Annotated in this window: 15 protein-coding genes; 6 read left to right on the top strand and 9 right to left on the bottom strand. The window is 65.0% G+C overall.

From position 1 onward, the window contains the following. Positions 1-82: 82 nt before the first annotated feature. The 3 genes from PMI42_RS18865 (at position 83) to PMI42_RS18855 (ending at position 4,756) form a co-directional block, all read left to right on the top strand. Entirely contained in the window at positions 83-1,699 is a 1,617-nt protein-coding gene (locus tag PMI42_RS18865; RefSeq protein ID WP_008136968.1) for an acyl-CoA carboxylase subunit beta, read from the top strand. Beyond that, positions 1,696-3,672, top strand: coding sequence for an acetyl/propionyl/methylcrotonyl-CoA carboxylase subunit alpha (locus PMI42_RS18860; protein ID WP_008136966.1), 1,977 nt, complete (start codon positions 1,696-1,698; stop codon positions 3,670-3,672). The genes PMI42_RS18865 and PMI42_RS18860 overlap by 4 nt, the downstream gene beginning before the upstream one ends. Before the next feature lie 208 nt (positions 3,673-3,880). Beyond that, positions 3,881-4,756, top strand: coding sequence for a hypothetical protein (locus PMI42_RS18855; RefSeq protein WP_240535264.1), 876 nt, complete (start codon positions 3,881-3,883; stop codon positions 4,754-4,756). Here the strand turns inward: PMI42_RS18855 and PMI42_RS18850 are convergent. The 7 genes from PMI42_RS18850 to PMI42_RS18820 form a co-directional block, all read right to left on the bottom strand. Further along, positions 4,728-5,714 (bottom strand): ABC transporter ATP-binding protein, encoded by a 987-nt coding sequence (locus PMI42_RS18850; protein WP_008136963.1) that lies wholly within the window; start codon positions 5,712-5,714, stop codon positions 4,728-4,730. The two genes, PMI42_RS18855 and PMI42_RS18850, sit on opposite strands and share 29 nt — an antisense overlap. Beyond that, positions 5,711-6,718 carry an ABC transporter ATP-binding protein gene (locus PMI42_RS18845; RefSeq protein ID WP_008136961.1) on the bottom strand — a complete coding sequence of 336 codons (1,008 nt, stop codon included), beginning with the start codon at positions 6,716-6,718 and terminating at the stop codon, positions 5,711-5,713. The genes PMI42_RS18850 and PMI42_RS18845 overlap by 4 nt, the downstream gene beginning before the upstream one ends. Beyond that, positions 6,718-7,611, bottom strand: coding sequence for an ABC transporter permease (locus tag PMI42_RS18840; RefSeq protein ID WP_008136960.1), 894 nt, complete (start codon positions 7,609-7,611; stop codon positions 6,718-6,720). Before PMI42_RS18840 ends, PMI42_RS18845 begins: the two co-directional genes overlap by 1 nt. 191 nt (positions 7,612-7,802) lie before the next feature. Next, positions 7,803-8,750, bottom strand: a complete 948-nt coding sequence (locus PMI42_RS18835; RefSeq protein WP_008136958.1) for an ABC transporter permease — start codon at positions 8,748-8,750, stop codon at positions 7,803-7,805. Between the two features lie 30 nt (positions 8,751-8,780). Beyond that, the gene (locus PMI42_RS18830; protein WP_008136957.1) at positions 8,781-10,379 is read right to left on the bottom strand and encodes an ABC transporter substrate-binding protein; all 1,599 of its coding nucleotides are present in this window, start codon (positions 10,377-10,379) and stop codon (positions 8,781-8,783) included. A 376-nt stretch (positions 10,380-10,755) separates the two neighbouring features. Then, positions 10,756-12,306: an AMP-binding protein gene (locus PMI42_RS18825; protein ID WP_008136956.1), complete on the bottom strand. Its 1,551-nt coding sequence runs from the start codon at positions 12,304-12,306 to the stop codon at positions 10,756-10,758. Positions 12,307-12,324: 18 nt separating this feature from the next. Continuing rightward, positions 12,325-13,479, bottom strand: a complete 1,155-nt coding sequence (locus PMI42_RS18820) for an iron-containing alcohol dehydrogenase (RefSeq protein WP_008136955.1) — start codon at positions 13,477-13,479, stop codon at positions 12,325-12,327. 324 nt (positions 13,480-13,803) lie between these two features. On the opposite strand from PMI42_RS18820, the gene PMI42_RS18815 reads away from it, so the two are divergent. From PMI42_RS18815 to PMI42_RS18805, 3 genes are all read left to right on the top strand, one after another. Further along, complete coding sequence (locus tag PMI42_RS18815; RefSeq protein ID WP_008136954.1) at positions 13,804-15,009, top strand: efflux RND transporter periplasmic adaptor subunit; 1,206 nt, start codon at positions 13,804-13,806, stop codon at positions 15,007-15,009. After that, entirely contained in the window at positions 15,006-18,167 is a 3,162-nt protein-coding gene (locus PMI42_RS18810; protein ID WP_008136953.1) for an efflux RND transporter permease subunit, read from the top strand. Before PMI42_RS18815 ends, PMI42_RS18810 begins: the two co-directional genes overlap by 4 nt. 288 nt (positions 18,168-18,455) lie before the next feature. Beyond that, the gene (locus PMI42_RS18805; protein ID WP_008136952.1) at positions 18,456-19,661 is read left to right on the top strand and encodes an ABC transporter substrate-binding protein; all 1,206 of its coding nucleotides are present in this window, start codon (positions 18,456-18,458) and stop codon (positions 19,659-19,661) included. A gap of 201 nt (positions 19,662-19,862) precedes the next feature. Here PMI42_RS18805 and PMI42_RS18800 read toward each other — a convergent pair whose 3' ends face one another. Further along, positions 19,863-20,249, bottom strand: a complete 387-nt coding sequence (locus PMI42_RS18800) for an MAPEG family protein (RefSeq protein ID WP_008136949.1) — start codon at positions 20,247-20,249, stop codon at positions 19,863-19,865. A 26-nt stretch (positions 20,250-20,275) separates the two neighbouring features. After that, on the bottom strand, positions 20,276-21,358 hold the full coding sequence (locus PMI42_RS18795) for a lipocalin-like domain-containing protein (RefSeq protein ID WP_008136948.1): 1,083 nt from the start codon (positions 21,356-21,358) through the stop codon (positions 20,276-20,278). Positions 21,359-21,507 lie beyond the last annotated feature (149 nt).

Below are 21,507 nucleotides of genomic sequence, written 5' to 3'. Positions count from 1 at the left end.
GCCCGAAATCCATAACCACGATCGGGAGTATGGATTCCGGGCTCGCGCTCCGCGCGCCCCGGAATGACGGGCAGGAGCATTAATGTCCATTCTCGAAAACACCATTTCCCCCGGCAGCGCCGCCTACCATGCCAACCGCGACGGCATGCTCGGCCTGATCGACCGCATGCGCGCGCTGGAAGAGCGCACGCGCGCCGCGTCGGCCGCGGCAAAGGACCGCTTCCACAAGCGCGGCCAGTTGCTGCCGCGCGAGCGCGTCGCGCTGGTGCTCGATCCCGGTGCGCCTTTCATCGAACTGTCGACGCTCGCCGGCTACATGTTCGACGTGCCGGATGCGAACAAGAGCGTGCCGGGCGGTGGCGTCATTGCCGGCATCGGCTTCGTCTCGGGCATCCGCTGCATGGTCAGCGCCAACGATTCCGGGATCGACGCCGGCGCGCTGCAGCCTTACGGCCTCGACAAGACGATCCGCGTGCAGGAGCTCGCGCTGGAGAACAAGCTGCCTTACGTCCAGCTCGTCGAAAGCGCCGGTGCCAACCTCTTGCGCTACCGCGTCGAGGATTTTGTCCGTGGCGGCAACATCTTTCGCAATCTCGCGCGGCTCTCGGCGGCGGGCCTGCCAGTCGTCACCGTCACGCACGGCTCATCCACCGCGGGCGGCGCCTATCAGACCGGCCTTTCGGATTACATCGTCATGGTGCGCGGCCGCACCCGCGCCTTTCTCGCCGGGCCGCCGCTGCTGAAGGCTGCGACCGGTGAGATCGCGACCGAGGAAGAGCTCGGCGGCGCCGAGATGCACACGCAGGTCTCGGGTCTCGGCGACTATCTCGCCGAGGACGACCGCGATGCCTTGCGCATCGCGCGCGAGATCATGGCCGCGCTGGAATGGGAGCGGCCGGGCAGGGCGGCACCGGACTTCAAGCCGCCGCGCTACGACCAGGACGAATTGCTCGGCATCATGCCGATGGACCACAAGCGCCCCGTGGACATGAAGCAGGTGATCGCGCGCATCATCGACGATTCCGATTTCACCGAGATGGCGCCGAACTACGGCCCGGCCACCGTCTGCGGCCACGCCCGTATCGAGGGCATGGCGATCGGCATCATCACCAACAACGGCCCGCTCGATCCTGCCGGCGCCAACAAGGCGACGCATTTCATTCAGGCCTGCTGCCAGACCCGCACGCCGATCCTCTATCTCAACAACACCACCGGCTACATGGTCGGCAAAGCCTACGAAGAAGCCGGCATGATCAAGCACGGCTCCAAGATGATCCAGGCGGTGACGTCGGCGACGGTGCCGCAGATCACCATCTATTGCGGCGCCTCGTTCGGCGCCGGCAATTACGGCATGTGCGGCCGCGGTTTCCATCCGCGCTTCTGTTTCTCCTGGCCCAACGCCAAGACCGCCGTGATGGGCGGCGAGCAGGCCGCCGAGACCATGGCGATCGTGACCGAGGCCGCCGCCGCCCGCCGCGGCAAGCCGGTCGAGAAGGACAAGCTCGATGCGATGAAGGCGCAGATCATCGGCGTGTTCGACGGCCAGATGGACGTGTTCTCGACCAGCGCCCGCGTGCTCGACGACGGCGTGATCGATCCGCGCGACACCCGGGCCGTGCTGTCCGAAGTGCTCGCGATCTGCCGCGAGGGCGATGCGCGGACACCCCAGCGCATGCAGTTCTCGGTGGCCCGCCCATGAGGAACGGATCAGTGCAGCACCGGCCGTTCTTCAAGGTTCTGGTCGCCAATCGCGGCGAGATCGCGCTGCGGGTGATGCGCAGCGCGCGGCAACTCGGCCTCGGCGTCGTTGCGGTCTATTCGGATGCGGATCGCGATGCGCTCCACGTGAAGCAGGCCGACCAGGCCGTGCGCATCGGCGAAGCCCTGCCGGCGCAATCCTATCTCAACATCCCCGCGATCATTGCCGCCACCAAAGCCAGCGGCGCAGATGCGGTGCACCCCGGCTACGGCTTCCTCGCCGAGAACGAGGACTTTGCGCAGGCCTGCAAGGATGCCGGCCTCGTCTTCATAGGTCCGTCGCCGCAGGCGATCGAGGCGATGGGCAACAAGGCCGGCGCCAAGGAGATCATGAGGAAGGCCGGCGTGCCCTGCGTCCCCGGCTATCAGGGCGCGGACCAAAGCGACGAGGTGATGCTCGCGGAGGCCAGAAAGATCGGCTTCCCCGTGATGATCAAGGCGGTCGCGGGCGGCGGCGGACGCGGCATGAGGCTCGTCACCGATGCGGCGTCTTTCGCAGATGCTTTGCGCAGCGCGCGGTCCGAAGCCAAAGCCGCCTTCGGCGATCCCACCGTGATCCTCGAACGGGCCATCCAGAATCCCCGCCATATCGAAATCCAGGTGTTCGGCGACAGTCACGGCAATGCCATCCATCTCGGCGAGCGCGACTGCTCGGTGCAGCGGCGGCACCAGAAGCTGATCGAAGAGGCGCCGTCGCCCGCGGTCACGCCCGAGCTGCGCGCGAAGATGGGCGAGGTCGCCGTCGCCGCCGTGAAAGCGCTGCGCTACGAGGGCGCCGGCACGCTGGAGTTCCTGCTCGATGCCAGCGGCGCGTTCTACTTCATGGAGATGAACACGCGCCTCCAGGTCGAGCATCCCGTGACCGAGGCGATCACCGGGCTCGATCTCGTCGAGTTGCAGCTCCGCGTCGCGTGCGGCGAGGCGTTGCCGGTCAAGCAGCAGGACATCAAGTTCACTGGCCACGCCATCGAGGTGCGGCTGTGTTCGGAAGATGCCGCACAGGATTTCATGCCGCAGTCCGGCCGCATGGCGCGCTGGCAGGTGCCAGAAAACATCCGTGTCGAGCACGCGCTGCAATCGGGCACGGAGATCCCGCCGTTCTACGATTCCATGGTCGCCAAGGTGATCAGTCATGGCGCGAGCCGCGAGGAGGCGAGGGGGCGCCTGATCGTCGGCCTGGAGCAACTCACGGCATTGGGTGTGACGACCAACCAGGCGTTCCTGATGTCGTGCCTGCGTCACCCCGGCTTTGCCAGGGGCGAGGCGACGACGGCCTTCATCGGCGCGCATCGCGACGAGCTGCTGGCGCCATCGGCGAGCGCCGCATTCGACACGTCGCTGGCGGGCCTGCTGCTCTACGTCACCAATCCCCGTGCGCCGTTGTGGCAGGTTGGCCGGAGCCTGTCAGCAACGTTCCCTCTGCCTGCGAAAATCGAGATCGCCGGTCACGGGCATGAACTCGAAGTCACCCGCGAACGTGATGGCAGCTACACCGTCGCCACCGAAGGCCGCCAGGACAGGTTCGAGATCGACCATCTCGATTCCGACGCCATCCGCTTCCGCCACGACGGCGTGATGGACAGTGCAAAATTCCTGCGCGACGGCGACCGACTCTACGTCCAGCACCGCGGCATCCCGCTCGCGATCACCGATCTCACCCTCGCCGCGCCGAAAGCCGCCGCAAGCAACGGCGGCGACGGAAAAGTCCGCGCCGCCATGAACGGCCGCGTCGTTGCCGTTCTCGTCAAGCCGGGCGACCGCGTCTCCGCCGGCCAGCCGGTGCTGACGCTGGAAGCGATGAAGATGGAGCACGTCCACAAGGCCGGCATCGACGGCGTGGTCGGAGCGATCGACGTCGCCGAAGGCGAGCAGGTGACGACCGGCAGGATTGTCGCCGAGATCGGGGCGGAGTAGCGCCTCCGCCGTCATGGCGAGAGCGAAGCGACGAAGCAATCCAGAATCGTTCCGTGGAAAGATTCTGGATTGCTTCGCTTCGCTCGCAATGACGGGAGGAGGGATCTCCCCCAAACATAGCTGGCGGTCGTGGCGGACGCCATCGGTACAAAAATGCAAATAATTTCAATGGGTTAATCGCCGACCTGCGGGTTACAAAAAGACCATATTGAACATTGTTCATGAATTGGCTACAAATATTGAACATCGTTCAATTTGTCTGGAGGCCTACATGCCGCGCGCAAATGATCCCGCCCAAGAGACTGGTGCCACGCTTCCCTCAGTCTTTCGCCGATACCAATTCTTCGCGCTCCAAATCCGTGAAAAATATCTGCTCGGCGCATTCTTCGTCCTCGCACTGGCGGCTGTCCTCGCGCCCGCGCTGCCGGCCGCCGGCTGGCACATCCCGCATTTCGTCGACACCCGCGCTTGGCTCGGCGTGCCCAACGCCGGCGACGTGCTGAGCAATCTCGCCTTCCTGGCGATGGGCGTCTGGGGCACGGAGCGGCTGCGCGCCCGCAACGATGCCCCGGTGGGGGCAAGCTGGTTTTTCGTGGGACTGATCCTCACTTGCCTGGGCTCCGGCTTCTATCATCTCGCCCCCGACCTGCCGCAACGGCTCATCGCCGATCGTCTCGGCATGGCGGTGGCGTTCGCAGGATTTCTCGGCATCGCGGCCAGCGAGCGCATCAGCGCGCGCGCCGGCGAGGCGGTGCTGGTGCTGATGATGGTTGCGGGCCTGCTCGCAGCCTGGGTCGCACGCGAAAATCTCACGCCATGGGTGATCGTGCAGTTCGGCGGCATGGCGGTTGCTGTGGGATTGGCGTTGACGAAGCCCCGGCCCGGTGCGCTCGGCGTGCCGCTTGGCGGCGTGATCTTCTTCTACGTGCTGGCGAAGCTGTTCGAACTTGGCGACGCCACCATTTTCGAAGCGACGGGGCACCTCGTTTCTGGCCACACGCTCAAGCATCTCTCTGCCGCGATGGCGGCTTGGCCCGTGATTCGGGCGCTACGGCCTACTGGCCCCGCCCCGTCCCCTCATTGAGCAGGCACGCCACCTGGTGGCCATCGCCCGCATCCAGCAGCGCGGGCGGCTCGATCTTGCACCGCTCCATCGCAAAGCGGCAGCGGGTGTGAAACGCGCAGCCGGACGGCGGGTTGACCGGGCTCGGCACGTCGCCGTCCACCAGCGGTGCGAGCTTCTTCGCCAGCGGGTTGGCGATCGGTACGGACGCGAGCAGGGCCTGCGTGTAGGGATGGCGCGGATTGCGAAACAGCTCATCCTTGTCCGCGATCTCGACGATGCGGCCGAGATACATCACGGCGACGCGGTGGCTGATATGCGCGACAACGGCGAGGTCGTGCGCGATGAAGAGATAGGAGAAGCCGTGCTGCTTTTGCAGGTCGATCAGCAGATTGATCACCTGCGCCTGGATCGAGACGTCGAGCGCCGAGACCGGCTCGTCGCAGACGATCAGGCGCGGCCCGAGCGCCAGCGCTCGCGCGATGCAGATGCGCTGGCGCTGGCCCCCGGAGAATTGATGCGGGAAGTTGCGCATCTGGTCGGGCCGGAGGCCCACCTGCTCGAACAGTTTTGCGGTGCGCGCTTCCAATTCTTTGCCGCTCGCGAGCCCGTGCACGGAGAGCGGCTCCCCGACGATGTCGCCCGCGGTCATGCGCGGATTGAGCGAGGCGAATGGGTCCTGGAACACGATCTGCATCGAACGGCGGTGCGGACGCAGTGCCGTCTTGGAGAGATGGGTGATGTCCTCGCCCTCGAGCCGGATCTGTCCCGACGTCGGCTCGACCAGCCGCAGCACGCTGCGCGCCACCGTCGACTTGCCGCAGCCGGATTCGCCGACCAGGCCCAGCGTTTCGCCGACGCCAACCGAAAACGAGACGCCGTCGACGGCATGCACGGTGCCGACCTGTCGCCGCAACACGCCGGCACGCACCGGATAATGCTTCTTGAGATCGGTGACTTCGAGGAGCGCCCCGGTCATGCCACCTCCGCCACTTCAGCCGCACGCCAGCAGGCGGCGAGATGGCCGCCGCCCCAATCGACCAGCGGCGGATACTCGTCCTGGCAGCGCTTGATGGCGAGCTTGCACCGCGGCGCGAACGCGCAGCCCTGGGGCAGCCGCACCAGCGACGGCACCGTGCCGGGAATCTCGTTGAGCCGCGCTTGCGCGGGAACGCCGGACGCCGGCACGGTAGGGATCGAGGCCATCAGCCCGCGCGTATAGGGATGCTTCGGCGCGGCGAACAACGCCTCGACCGTGGCTTCCTCGACCTTCCGGCCTGCATACATCACGATCACCCGCTGCGCGGTCTGTGCGACCACACCGAGATCGTGCGTGATCAGCACGAGGCCGGTGCCGAGCTCCTTCTGAAGATCGAGGATCAGCGCCAGGATCTGCGCCTGGATGGTGACGTCGAGCGCCGTGGTCGGCTCGTCCGCGATCAGCAGCGCCGGCCGGCACGCCAGCGCCATCGCGATCATCGCGCGCTGCCGCATGCCGCCGGAGAGCTGGTGCGGATACTCCCGCGCCCGCCGTGCCGGTTCGGGGATACGGACCAGCCGCAGCATCTCGACGGCGATGGTCTGTGCCTCCTTGCCCGACACATTTCGGTGCAGCCGCACGGTTTCGGCGATCTGGTCGCCGATGCGCATCACCGGATTGAGCGAGGTCATCGGCTCCTGGAAGATCATGGATATGCGATTGCCTCGGACAGCCCGCATCTGCGCTTCGTCCAGCGCCAGCAGATCGGTGCCTTCGAGCGTAATCGAGCCTCCGACGATCCGGCCGGGCGGATCGGGCACCAGCCGCATCAGCGACAGCGCGGTGACGCTCTTACCGCAGCCGGACTCGCCGACGATCGCCAGCGTCTCGCCGCGTTTGACGGTGAAGGAGACGTCGTCGACGGCCTTGAACAGGCCGGAGTTGGTGAAGAACACCGTTTTGAGGTTCTTCACCTCGAGCACGGAATTCGTTTCTTTAGCCATCAGCCACGCTGCCGGGGATCGAGGATGTCGCGCAGGGCGTCGCCGAACAGATTTGCGCCGAACACGGCGAGGCTGATGGCGATGCCGGGGAAGATCACCAGCCACGGCGCGGTGCGGACATATTCGGCGGCGGATTCCGAGAGCATGCGGCCCCACGACGGATAAGGCTCGGGAATGCCGAGGCCGAGGAAGGACAGCGAGGCCTCGGTGAGAATGGTCGAGCCGAGCTGGGCGGTGGCGAGCACGATCAGCGGCGCCAGCGTGTTCGGCAGCACGTGACGGACCGCGATGCGGACCTCGCTCATGCCGATCGATTTCGCGGCCTCGACGAAGGGCAGCTCGCGCAGCGCCAGCGTGTTGGCGCGGATGACGCGCGACACGGTCGGGATCAGGGGAATGGCGATGGCGATGATGACGTTCGGCAAGGACGGACCGAGCGCCGCTGTCATGATCAGAGCAAGGACCAGCAGCGGCAGCGCCTGGAGGACATCGGAGACGCGCTGGAACACCAGATCGACCCAGCCGGAGAGATAGCCGGAGGTGAGGCCGACGATCACGCCGATCGTGCCGCCGAGCGCGGTCGAGCCGATGCCGACGGCCAGCGAGATGCGCGCGCCGTGGATGATGCGGCTGAACACGTCGCGGCCGAACGAATCGGTACCCATCCAGTGCGCCCAGCTCGGGCGCGCCAGCGCGCGAGCGGCGTCGATGGTCAGGGGATCATAGCGCGCGATGAAGTCCGCAAAGATCGCCGTGAGCACAAACGCCGTCATGATGACGAGCCCGGCTGCGCCCAGCACATGCCGCTGCGCCAGGAACAGAACGCGCCGCCACCCGCCGGGCGCGTACGCCCCGGCGCGTCTCAGTTCAAAATCATAGTCGATCGCGGCCATGTGAACTCTATCTTCCCCCTCTCCCCGCCTGCGGGGAGAGGGTAGGGGTGAGGGGGGCTCTCCACGGGGGAGGTGAGAGTTGGACTTGTGGAGACTCCCCCTCACCCGGATTGCTGCGCAATCCGACCTCTCCCCGCAGGCGGGGAGAGATGAAGGAAAGCGCACGCGCTGTGTGAGAGAAAATCATGCAGTCAGTCCGTGTACCTGATCCGCGGGTCGAACACGGCGTAGAGCATGTCGACGATGAAGTTCGCGCTGACCACCACCACGGCAATCAGCATCACGAGGTTCTGCACGATCGGATAGTCGCGCCAGCGAATCGCCTCGACCAGGAAGCGGGCGACGCCGGGGATGTTGAACACGGTCTCCGTCACAATGAGTCCGCCGATCAGGAACGCCGCCTCGATGCCGATCACGGTGATGACCGGCAGGATCGCGTTCTTCAGGGCATGCTGATAGTTCACGGCCGCTTCCGAGGCGCCCTTGGCGCGCGCCGTGCGGATGTAATCCTGCCGCAGAACCTCCAGCATGGACGAGCGGGTGATGCGCATGGTCAGCGCGGCGCTGCGGAAACCGACGGCGGCGGCAGGCACGGCGTAGGTCGCAAAGGCTTCGAGCCACGTGGCCGGATTCGGATTGAAGATCGGCATCTGGTTGAACATCGCAACCGACGCGGTGAGGATCAGCAGGCCGAGCCAGAACGAGGGCAGGGACAGGCCGCTGAGGCTGACGACACGCAGAGCATAATCGAGCCGCGTGCCCTGCTTCACCGCGCTGATGACGCCCAGGGGAATGCCGATCGAGGCCGAGAACAGCAGCGCAAGGCCGGCAAGCCGCGCCGTGATCGGGATGCGCGGCAGGATTTCTTGAAGCGCCGGCTTCTCCGAGACATAGGAGTAGCCGAAGTCGCCGCGCAGAAAACCGCTGATCCAGTGCCAATATTGCACGATCAGCGGCTGGTCGATGCCGAGCTCCTTCTCCAAATTGGCCTTGTCGGCGGGATCGACATAGCCGGCGGCCGCGAACAGGATATCGACGATGTTGCCGGGCACGATGCGCAGCAGGAAGAAGATGACGACCGAGATCCCGAACAGGGTCACGAGCATCAGGAACAGGCGCCGCACCAGATAGGCAAACATGTCGCGCCCTCCCGTCGAACCGTCAGCGCGCTACTTGTCCATCCACACGTCTTCGTAGCGGTACCCATTATACGAGCTGTTCGACATCACAGTCACGCCCTTCACATAAGGCTGCCAGCACGAGCCGGTGCGCGCGTGGAAGATGATCGGGCGGGCCACGTCCTCCTGCAACTTCTTGTCGATGTCCCACACCATCTTCTTGCGTTTGGCGACATCGGTCTCCTGCGACTGCACGTCGAACAGCTTCTCGATCTCCTTGTTGCAGTAATTGGTGTAGTTGCGCTCGGAACCGCAGGAATAGTTCTCGTAGAAGGACTGGTCGGGATCGTCGACCGCGTTGCCGGTCAGATTGAGCCCGAGCATGTAATCCTTGCGCGCGACCTTCGGGAACCAGTTCGCGGTCTCGACCACGTCGAGCTCGCCGTCGATATAGATGCTCTTGAGCTGATCGATCAGGATCACCGCGGGATCGCGGTAAACAGGGATGTTGCGGGTCGAGACTTTTACGGCAAGATGCTTGTCGGGGCCGTAGCCGGCCTTCTGCATCAACTTCTTGGCTTCCTCGCGGTTGGCATTGATGTCGGGGCCGTAGCCCGGAATGGTCTCGAGCATCTCCTTCGGCATGCCCCACAGCCCGTTCGGCGGCGGCAGCATGGTGCCGCCGACATCGCCCTGGCCCTCGAACATGATCGAGATGAACGCCTTGCGGTCGAGCGACAACGCCATGGCGCGTCGGATGTCGATATTGTCGAACGGCGGCGCGGACGAATTGACGATGATGTTGGTCGCGACATTGTTGGGCTCGACCACGCAGACCGCGTTCGGCGCCTGCGATTTCACGTCCTTGAGCAGCGGAATGCTCACCTCGGTCGGGAAGGCCATGTCGAACTTGCCGGCCACGAAGGCGAGGATCGCGGTCGAGCGGTTCGGGATGATGGTGAACTCGATGCCGTCGAGATAGGGCCGGCCCTTGCGCCAGTAGTCCGTGTTGCGGGTCAGCTTGATCGATTCATTGGCCTTGAACTCGACGAACTTGAACGGCCCGGTGCCGATCGGATGCGTGCGCATGTCGCCGGGCGAGACGTGGCAGGGATAGACCGGCGTGTAGCCCGAGGCGAGCAGCGCCAGCAGCGACGGTTGTGGCCGCTTCAGGTTGAACGAAACTTCGAGGTCGCCGTTCGTGGAGACGTCGTTGACCTGCTCGTACCAGGATTTTCGCGGATTCTGCCGGAACTTCTGCTGCGACTTGCCCATCAGCATGTCGAAGGTGCATTTCACGTCCGCCGAGGTGAACGGCTTGCCGTCGTGCCATTTTACGCCCTGGCGCAGCTTGAAAGTCAGCGTCTTGTTGTCATTGACCCAGGCCCAGCTCTCGGCGAGCTCGGGAATGATGTTGTCCATCCTGTTCTGCGCCTCGTCCTGCTTGTAGATGACGAGGTTGTTGAAGACAGGCATGAAGGGAACGTTGAGCGAGTAGGTCGCGCCTTCATGGATCGAGGCGTTGCCGGGGCTGTCGCGGTGATACATCCGCAGGATTCCGCCCTGCTTGGGCTCGCCGGCGAGTGCAATGGTCGAAAACGCCAACAAAGACAGCGCCGCCATCGCGGCGAGCGCTTGTACGCTCCGCATCCTCGTCCTCCCAAGACATCAGCCATTTGTGGCCTGTTTGTCAGGACGATAGCCGACGGGAGCGTCGCGAAGCAACCAGCAAGGCCTGTCGATCTCTCGACAATTCGGATGACGGAAGGCCGCAGGGGTTTTCTCTCACAATGTGAGAGTGCGGGTGCGAACGGTTCCTGCGCAGATGTTGTGCGATGCTGCATCGACAAACTCGATCGTCGTCCCGGGGTGCGACGAAGTCGCGAACCCGGGACCCATAACCACAGGGAGACGTCGTCGCGCGAGCAGGTAACTCCGAGTCTTCGCCAAATTCCTCCCTGTGGCTATGGGTCCCGGATCTGCGCTTCGCTTGTCCGGGACGACAGCGGAGTTCTTGGCTACGCCCTCACACGATCCTTGACGTCTTGTTCCCCCAATAGCGATCCCGCAGCAGGCGCTTGTACAGCTTGCCCGTGGGCAGCCGCGGCAGTTCCTTCTCGAAATCCACCGAGCGCGGCACCTTCTGTCGCGACAGCGACGCGCCGCAGAACGCGATCAGCTCTTCCGCGAGCGCGGGACCCGGCACCACGCCCGGCATCGGCTGCACCACCGCCTTCACCTCCTCGCCGAGATCGGGATTGGGCACGCCGAACACCGCGGCGTCCGCAACCTTCGGATGGGTGATCAGCAGATTCTCGCATTCCTGCGGATAGATGTTCACCCCGCCGGAGATGATCATGAAGGTCGCGCGATCGGTGAGGTACAGGAAGCGGTCCTCGTCGACATAGCCGACGTCACCGACCGTGCTCATGCTGCCATCGGCAGAGCGTGCTTCCTTCGTCTTCTCAGGGTCATTGAAATATTCGAACGGCGAGGCCGTCTTGAACCAGACCTGGCCTGGCGTGCCGGTCGGACACGGTTTCATGTCTTCGTCGAGAATGTGCAGGTCGCCGAGCAGCACCTTGCCGACGGTGCCGCGGTGGCTAAGCCATTCCTCGCTGTTGCAGGCGGTGAAGCCGAGGCCTTCGGTCGCCCCGTAATATTCGTGGATGATCGGCCCCCACCATTTGATGATGTCGTCCTTGACCAGCGCCGGGCAAGGCGCGGCGGCGTGGATCGCGATCTCCAGCGAGGACAGATCGTAGCGCTTTCGCACGTCCTCCGGCAGCTTCAGCATGCGCGAGAACATCGTCGGCACCAACTGGGTGTGGGTGATGCCCCATTGTTCGACGAGCTGGAGATAGCGCTCGGGATCGAAATTCTCCATGATGATCACGGTGCCGCCCATGCGGATCGTGAGGTTCACGGCCGCCTGCGGCGCGGAATGGTAGAGCGGCGCCGGCGACAGATAGACCATGCCCTCGCGGTATTGCCAGAGCCTGGTGAGGAAATCGAACAGCGGCAGATTGTGTTTCGGCGGCTCCTCCGGCAGCGGCCGCAAGATGCCTTTCGGCCGTCCCGTCGTGCCCGACGAATACAACATGGGAGTGCCGAGCCATTCATCCGCGATGGGCGTCGCCGGCAGATCGGCGGTCGCGTCGGCAAGGCCGACGATGCGATCGCTCTCGCCGGGCCCGTCGGCGACGATGCAGAGCTTGACGTCGGGGCAGGCCTCGATCGCCTCGCGCGCGATATCGAGCTTTGCAACGGACGTGATCAGGATCTTCGACCGGCTGTTGACGAGGAGATAGGCGAGCTCGCCCGGCGTCAGAAACGAGTTGATGCAGGTATAGTACAGCCCCGAGCGCTCGCCCGCGCCGCAGGCTTCGAGATAGCGGGAATTGTTCTCCATGAAGATCGAATAATGATCGAGCCGCTTCAAGCCGTGCTTGCGGAACAGATGCGCCAAGCGGTTGCTGCGCGCCTCCAGCTCGCGATAGGTGACGGCCTCGCCGGTCGCCGCCATGATGAAGGCGGGCTGCAGCGGGCGCAGGCGGGCATGCTGACCTGGATACATCGGTCCTCCGGCTTGAAGTTACGCGGCGAGAAGCAGGATCTCGCGCACCTCGGCGGGCCCGCCGATCCTGCGCGGGTTGCGCGGCACCCAGGGCGTGCGCATCGCCTGTTCGGCGATGGCGTCGAAATGCTCCGGCGAGACGCGGACATCGGCGAGGCTGCGCGGCATGCCGAGCGAGCGGATGAAGGCATCGAGCACGTCGGCGGCGTTTTGGCCGGGATAGCCCATTGCTGCCGCGACGATCATCTGCTGCTCGGCATTGGCGCTCGCGTTCCAGCGCATCACCGCCGGCAGCATGATGCAGGAGGTGTAGCCGTGCGGCACGTCGAAGGCCGCGCCCAGCACGTAACCGATGCCGTGGCTCGCGCCCATCGGCACGCCGGCCGAAAGTGCACCCATCGACAGCCAGGTGCCGATCTGCGCATCCATCCGCGCGTCGAGATCGCCGGGATCGGCCTTCACCCGCGGCAGTGCATCGGCAAGCATGGCAAGTCCCTTGACCGATTGCGCGTCGGCGTAAGGATGCGTTTCGTGCGAGCAGATCGCCTCGACGCAATGGTCGACGGCGCGGATGCCGGTCGACAGGAACAGCCATTCCGGCGTGTGCACGGTGATGGCGGGATCGAGGATGGTCGCGCGCGGCACCGTCAGCGGATGCCGCAGCATCTGCTTCACATGCGTGCTGCGGTCGGTCACGCCGGCGATGGCGCTGAATTCGCCGCCGGCGATCGTGGTCGGCACGCTGACCTGGCGCACGACAGGCGCGGTCATCTCCGGCGCGACGCCCTTGTGAACGCGGATGCGTTCGATGCCGTCGATATCGTCGATGCCGTTGGCAAGGCAAAGCTGCACCGCCTTGGCGCCGTCGGTGATCGAGCCGCCGCCGACGGTCACGATCAAATCGGCGCCGGCTTCCCGCGCCGCGTTTGTGGCGGCGATGACCGCCTCGCGCGGCGTATGCGCCGGCATGGCGTCGAACAGGCCGGCGCAGCGGGAGCCGAGCGCTTGCTTGATCTTCTCGATTTCGTCGGTCTGCCGGTTCAGCGTGCCCGAGACCATCAGGAAGGCGCGGCGCGTTCCCAGCCGGTCCATCTGCGCGAGGATGGCTCCAGCCGCCGGATGGCCGAACACGACCTCCTCGATCGCGCCGTAAACGACACGTCCCTGGTGCACGGCTGTCCTCCCCGGACAATTCGTCTTTGTTTTTGCAGGGGAAGTCTAGCCGAGCCGGCCGTATCAGTCATGTGCGAAGACGCTGGCCTTTCTTACCCTCCCCTGGAGGGCCCTCCAGGGGTAGGTGGCACCTTCGATGCGGCGTCCATCAACTGACCGCAGATGCCGCGTCTCCACGCTGTCAACCCATCCTCCGGCCAGGTCGTCTCGCGGAGCCTTGCGTGCGCTTTGGTCTTGAAGAGTTCATCAACTCCACCCATCTTGTGGCGCCCGCGGGTAGAGGCGTACCCTGCATTTTCCGCGGTTTTTATGCGAGGACCTGGGATGACTGGACCGGACGGAAGCGAGCAATTTGTCAAAACGCACGATTTCGTCCAACCGCGGCATTACGCAATAGCGGGTCTCCTCGCCGCTTCATTCGCGCTCACCGGTTGCGGGCAACCGACCTCGCAGGCGGGCGCGCCGCCGCCCGCGCCGGTGACCGTGGCACAGCCGGTCAAGCGCACCGTCACCGACTGGGACGAGTTCACCGGCCGCTTCGAGGCGGTCGAGGAGGTGCAGGTCCGCCCGCGCGTCGGCGGCTTCGTCAACTCGGTCGAGTTCCAGGACGGCGCCATCGTGCACCAGGGCGATCTGCTCTACGTGATCGACCCGCGTCCGTTCGAGGCGGTGGCGGAGCAGGCCGACGGCCAGCTCTCCGATGCGCGCGCCAGGGTGGAACTGGCCAAGCGCGAGCTCGACCGCGGGTTGAACCTGGTCCAGACCAGCGCCGTCTCCGAGCAGGTGGTCGACCAGCGGCGCCAGGCGCTGCAGACGGCGCACGCCGCCGTGACGCAGGCCGAAGGCGCGCTGAAGGCCGCCAGACTCAACATCGAATTCACCCACGTCACCGCGCCGCTCACCGGCCGCGTCAGCCGCCATCTCGTCAGCCCCGGCAATCTCGTGCAGGGCAGCGATACCGGCACCTCGACGCTGCTCACCTCGATCGTCGCGCTCGACCCGATCTACGTCTATTTCGACATGGATGAGGCGACCTTCATCAAATACAGCAAGCTGTGGTTCGAAGGCCGGCGTCCGAGCTCGCGCGACACCGCGAACCCGGTGCAGATCACGCTGGCCGGCGAGACCAAGCCGTCGCATGAAGGCACCATCAACTTCCTCGACAATCGCCTCGACGTCTCGACCGGCACGCTGCGCAGCCGCGCCGTGGTCAAGAACACCGATCTCTCGATCCTGCCCGGCCAGTTCGGTCGTGTCAGGCTGATCGGCAGCGCGCCCTATGAGGCGCTGCTGATTCCGGATGCCGCTGTCGCGACCGACCAGTCCCGCAAGATCGTCTTCGTGGTCAAGCCCGATGACACCGTCGAAGCCCGACCCGTGATGCTCGGGCCGCTCGACGAAGGCCTGCGCGTGATCCGCGAAGGCTTGAAGCCGGACGACCGCGTCATCGTCAACGGCATCCAGCGCGCCCGCGTCGGCGCCAAGGTCGCCCCGCAGACTGCTCCCGCGCCGGCCGGTGGCAAGTCATGAATCTGGGCCGCCTCTCCATCAACCAGCCCATTTTGGCGATGGTGCTGTCGATCGTGCTGCTGATCGTCGGCGCGCTCGCCTACACCACGCTGCCGGTGTCCGAATATCCGCAAGTGGTGCCGCCGACCGTCGTCGTCACCACCCAATATCCCGGCGCTTCCGCGCAAACGGTGTCCGATACCGTTGCCGCTCCCATCGAGCAGCAGATCAACGGCGTCGAGGACATGCTGTATCTCTACAGCCAGGCGACCTCGAACGGTCAATTGACGATCACCGTCACCTTCAAGCTCGGCACCGATCTCGACAAGGCGCAGGTGCTGGTGCAGAACCGCGTCGCGATCGCCCAGCCGCAGCTGCCGGACGAGGTGCAGCGCAACGGCGTCGTCACTCGCAAGAACTCGCCCGACATCCTGATGGTCGTGTTCATGCTGTCGCCGGACGACACGTTCGACCAGCTCTACATTTCCAACTACGCGCTGCTCCAGGTCCGCGACCAGCTGCTGCGCATCGACGGCGTCGGCGACATCCAGATCTTCGGTGCGCGCGACTATTCGATGCGGCTCTGGCTCGATCCTGACAGGATCGCCAATCTCGGCCTGACCTCGACCGAAGTGCTCGCCGCGATCCGCGCCCAGAACGTGCAGATCGCCGGCGGCCAGATCGCCGAGCCGCCGATCGCCGATCGCGCCTTCCAGCCGAACCTCACCTTCACCGGCCGCCTGAAGGATCAGAAGCAGTTCGAGGACATCCTGATCAAGGCCGGCTCCGACGGCCGCACGGTGCGCCTGCGCGACGTTGCCCGGATCGAGCTCGGGGCGCTGGCTTATTCCACCAACAGTTTCCTGCTGCGAAAATCGGCGGTCGCGATGCTGGTGACGCAGCGGCCGGGATCGAACGCGCTCGCGACAGCCAAGAACATTTCCGACACCATGACGAAGCTCAAGGAAAGCTTTCCGAAAGGCCTCGACTACAACATCGGCTACAACCCGACCGAGTTCATCGCGCAGTCCGTCCACGAGCTGATCAAGACCATCTACGAGGCCATGCTGCTCGTGGTCATCGTCGTGCTGGTGTTCCTGCAGGGCTGGCGTCCCGCGATCATTCCGATCATCGCGATCCCGGTCTCGCTGGTCGGCACCTTTGCGGTGATGGCGGCGCTGGGCTTCTCCATCAACAACCTCACTCTGTTCGGTCTCGTCCTTGCGGTCGGCATCGTGGTCGACGACGCCATCGTGGTGGTGGAGAATGTCGAGCGCCATCTCGAGCATGGCCTGAGCCGGCGCGATGCCGCGCTCAAGACTATGGAGGAGGTCGGCGGCGCACTGGTCTCGATCGCGCTGGTGCTGTGTGCGGTGTTCGTGCCGACGGCGTTCCTCGGCGGCATCTCCGGACAGTTCTTCCAGCAATTCGCCGTGACCATCGCGGTGGCGACGGCGATCTCCTGCTTCTGTTCGCTGACGCTGTCGCCGGCGCTGGCCTCGCTTCTCCTCACTCCGCATCAGGAGAAAAGACCGCCCGCCGCCTGGAATATCGTCGCGCGCGGCTGGAATGCCTTCACCGGCGCCTTCAACCGCGTGTTCGATCGCCTTGCGCACGGATATGCGGGCCTTGCCAATTTTGTCATCCGGCACTCGGTCGTGATGATCCTGGTCTACGTCGTGCTGATCGGCAGCGCGGGCTGGCTGATCGCGACCACGCCGCAGGGCTTCATTCCGGCGCAGGATCGCGGTTACGTCATCATATCGGTGCAGTTGCCCGGTGCGGCGTCGCTGGCGCGCACCACGGAGGTCGTGCGCGAGATCGAACGCATCTCGCTGGATACGCCGGGCATCATCCGCGTCGCCGCGTTTGCCGGCTTCTCCGGTGCGACGCGCACGCAGGCCGGCAACGCGGCCGCGCTCTTCCCGGTGTTCGACGAGCCCGAGGCGCGGATGAAGAAGGGATTGTCCGCGAACGCCATCACGGTCGAGCTGCGCAAGCGGCTGGCCGCAATCCAGGGCGCCTTCATCATCGTCATTCCGCCGCCAGCCGTGCCCGGCATCGGCACCGGCGGCGGCTTCACCATCCGTATCCAGGACCGCCAGGGCCGCGGACCCGAGCTGCTCGCCGCGGCCACCGACGAGCTCGTCGCCGCCGCGCGCAAATCGCCCTTGCTGCTCGCTCCGACGGTGTTCTCGCCGTTCTCGGCCAACACGCCGCAGCTGTTCGTCGACATCGACCGCACCAAGGCGCAGAAGCTCGGGGTGCCGATCGCCAACATCAACGACACGATCCAGACCTATTTCGGATCGACCTATGTCAACGACTTCAACCTGTTCGGCCGCACCTATCACGTCACCGCGCAGGCCGATTTTCCGTTCCGCAAGGAGCCGAGCGATCTGTCGCGGCTGCGCACGCGCAACGCCTCCGGCGACATGGTCATGCTCGGCAGCGTGGTCGACTTCAAGGATGTGTCCGGCCCAGACCGCGTCGCGCGCTACAATCTCTATGCCGCATCCGAGCTCCAGGGCGAGCCGGCGCCGGGCGTAAGCTCGACCACGGCGCTCAACGCCGTCAAGAAGCTCGCGGACGACACGTTGCCGAGCGGCTTCAGCTTCGAATGGACCGACCTCTCCTACCAGCAAATCACCGGCGGCAATGCCGGCCTGTTGGTGTTCCCGATCTGCGTGCTGTTCGTCTATCTCGTGCTCGCCGCGCAATATGGCAGCTGGACCTTGCCGTTCGCGGTGATCCTGATCGTGCCGATGTGCCTGCTCGCCGCCACCATCGGCGTGCGCATCATGGGCCAGGACGTCAACATCCTGACCCAGATCGGCTTTGTCGTGCTGGTGGGGCTGGCGGCGAAGAACGCGATCCTGATCGTCGAGTTCGCGCGCGACATCGAGAAGGAAGGCAAGCCGCGGCTGGAAGCGGTGATCGACGCCTGCCGCCTGCGCCTGCGGCCGATCCTGATGACCTCCTTCGCCTTCATCCTCGGCGTGCTGCCGCTGGTGATATCGAGCGGCTCCGGCTCGGAGATGCGCCAGGCCGTCGGCGTCGCCGTGTTCTTCGGCATGATCGGCGTGACGCTGTTCGGGCTGCTGTTCACGCCGATCTTCTATGTGGTGGTGCGGAACCTCGCGGAGGGGAAGAACGAGGGGAAGAAGGTAGCGGCCTGACGAGAGTCAGGCGGCCACGACCGCATCACATTCTCCGCTGTCATCCCCGCGAAGGCGGGGATCCATAACCCCAGGGAAAAGTTTTGAGGCGAAGCTCGTAACTCGAGTCTCCGTCCAACTCGATCCTGTGGTTATGGATCCCGGGCTCGCGCTGCGCGCGCCCCGGGATGACACCGTTTTTGGGGCCCACGACCATACTAACGACCAACATGAAATGGATGGGCAGGCGCGGGGTTCTTCACTACTATCCGCGCGATTTCAAAACAGAAAACTGCTGGGAGCCAACACATGAAATCAGCCCTTTTGGCCGCTGTCGCAACTTCGGCCCTGCTGCTGGCAGCGCCGGCGTCCGCGCAAGGAACGGGACAAGGCGTCAAGATCGGCATCCTCAACGACCAGTCCGGCGTCTACGCCGATTACGGCGGCAAATGGTCGGTCGAGGCCGCCAGGATGGCGATCGAGGATTTTGGCGGCGAGGTGCTGGGCCAGAAGATCGAGCTCGTCACCGCCGACCATCAGAACAAGCCGGATCTTGCCGCCTCGATCGCGCGGCGCTGGTACGACGTCGAGAACGTCGACATGATCACGGAGCTGACGACCTCCTCGGTCGCGCTCGCGATCCACGAGCTCTCCAAGGAAAAGAAGAAGATCGACATCGTCGTCGGTGCCGCGACCTCGCGGCTGACCGGCGATGCCTGTCAGCCCTACGGCTTCCACTGGGCCTATGACACCCGCGCGCTCGGCGTCGGCACCGGCGGTGCGCTGACGAAAGCCGGCGGCGACACCTGGTTCTTCCTTACCGCGGATTACGCCTTCGGCTATGCGCTGGAGAAGGACACCAGCGAGATCGTCACCGCCAATGGCGGCAAGGTGGTCGGCTCGGTGCGCGTGCCGCTCAACTCGTCGGACTTCTCCTCCTTCCTGCTCCAGGCACAGAGCTCGAAGGCGAAGATCGTCGGGCTCGCCAATGCCGGCCTCGACACCACCAACTCGATCAAGCAGGCGTCCGAGTTCGGTATCGTCGCCAGTGGCCAGAAGCTCGCAGGCCTCCTGATGACCCTCGCCGAGGTGAACGGTCTCGGCTTGCAGGCGGCGCAAGGCCTGGTGCTGACCGAGGGCTATTACTGGGACGTCAACGACCGCTCGCGCAATCTCGGCGAACGCTTCCTCAAGCGCACCGGGCGGATGCCGAACATGATCCAGGCCGGCACCTATTCGGCGACGCTGAGCTACCTCAAGGCAGTCAAGGCCGCCGGCACCAAGGATCCGGATGCGGTGGCCAAGAAGCTGAAGGAGCTGCCGGTCGACGACGATTTCGCGCAGGGCGGCAAGGTGCTCGAGAACGGCCGCATGGTCCACGACATGTATCTGTTCGAGGTCAAGAAGCCGTCCGAGTCGAAGAAGCCCTGGGATTACTACAAGCTGCTCGCCACCGTCCCCGGCGACAAGGCTTTCTTCGCGGCGAAGGACAGCGGCTGCCCGCTGACGAAGTGAGGGCAGGGGCACGCGAGGGCCACACTCTCGGTGTCGTCCCCGCGAACGCGGGGACCCATGACCACAGGGAGGAGTGTGGCGCGAGATGCCCACTCCGAGTCTTCGCCAAACTATTTCCTGTGGGTATGGGTCCCGGATCGGCGCGCGCCTAAGGGCGCGCTTGTCCGGGACGACGGCGGAGTTTGTGGCCGCAGCCCTGCATCACACCAGCCGCAGCACCACCGCGCCCAGCGCCCCCGCCCACAGCGCAATCGCCGCGATGCCCTGGATCGCAAAGCCCGGGCCGCGTTTTGCCGCCGCCTTCGAATAGCCGATGAAATACACGATGCGGCCGATGATCCACACCGCGCCGATTCCTGCTGCGATGGCGTCGCCGATATAGATCGCGAACAGCCAGAGCGCCGGCAGGACAACCGGCATCCATTCCAGCGTGTTCATCTGGATGCGAAATGCGCGATCGAAATCCGGATGGCCCGACGTCGCCGGCACCTTGATGCCGGTTTTGGTCCGTGCCCGCGAGACGTTGATGCAGGTGAAGAAATAAAATGCAATCGCCAGCAGCGTGACGAGGGCGGTCAAATGGTACATCGAAGCCTCCGGCAGTCAGATGCAGCTCAATAGCCGGTCAGCTCGAGATAGCCAACGCCGTCATGCGTGCCGGCAAAGCTGATCGGTCCTTCCCAATAGGAAAAGCCGGTCCCCATCCAGGCCCGGGGATTGAGCGGCTTGCAGGAAATCGAGAACGACCGCGAGGGGATCGCGATCTGCCATTCCACCGGCAGCTTGCGGCCCGCAACTTCGGCGGTCGCTTTCGGACTCATCTGGATATCGCCGCCGGTTATCATCTGCGTCTCGCCGGCAGCACTGATCCAGTTGCCGAACGGATGGTTCTGGCCGTCCTTCTGGCGCAGCCGGTACAGCATCAGCTTGTCGCCGGATGACAGATGCAGCGACAGCCAGTCCCAGCCGGTCTGGTCGGCGTCGAGCGGCTGGCTGCTCCATTCGCGGTCCATCCAGGCTTGCCCCGAGACCTCGACCGGCTTGTCGTCGATGGTGAGCGTGCCGCGCGCGCGGTAGAACGGCTGGCTATAGTAATAGGAGGCTTGCCCGCGCTCCGACTTGCGGCTGAAGCCGCGATCACCCTGCAAAACGACCGGACGATCGGCCTCGAGCGTCAGGACATAGCCGAAGTCGGCGGCAGAGGCCTTCAACGTCAGCGGCGCGAGCGAACGGTCGTCGGTGCGCGCAAGGCCCTTCATCTCCCAATCGTCGATCCACGCGGCAAACGGTTTTGCCGTGACGCCGGCCTGTCCAATGCCGCCGCGCGAAAACACCTCGTTGAAGCGGTGGGTGTCGGCGCGCGTCACCGCGGCATGCGCCATCCAGATCTGCTGATTGGCCCAGCCTTCGCCCTGCGGTCCCGGCTGCGCTGCCTGGCGGAACAGCGTCCATTGCAGCCCGCATGCCGCGCCGCTGCTGCCGACGAGATTCGCGGTGAGATACCACCACTCGATGCGAAACTCCGGATGCGGTCCGTGATCTCCAGGGAAGTCGAACGTCTTCCCCGGCGTGACCTTCGCAAAGCCATCTGCAGTCTCGCCAAGCCCGGCATAGCCCTGCGCGCTCGCCCGGCGCGCGAGAGCGAGTGCGGCGATGCCGCCGGCAAAGGCGCGCCGCGTGATTGTCTCAACGCTCATTGGCAAACACCTTGACGAGGCTCGCCGGCTGCATCCGCGCCAGCCGTATCATCGGCAGCATTGCAGCAAGCAGCGAGGCAAACAGCGCGACCGCGACCAGCTCGACCAGTTGCAGCGGAAATACATGGAACGGCAGCCGCCAGCCGAAC

The organism is Bradyrhizobium sp. YR681, assembly GCF_000282615.1.
In the GTDB taxonomy this organism is placed as follows: domain Bacteria; phylum Pseudomonadota; class Alphaproteobacteria; order Rhizobiales; family Xanthobacteraceae; genus Bradyrhizobium.
The sequence above is the reverse complement of the archived record's forward strand: the minus strand, read 5'-3'. Positions and strand labels throughout refer to the sequence as shown.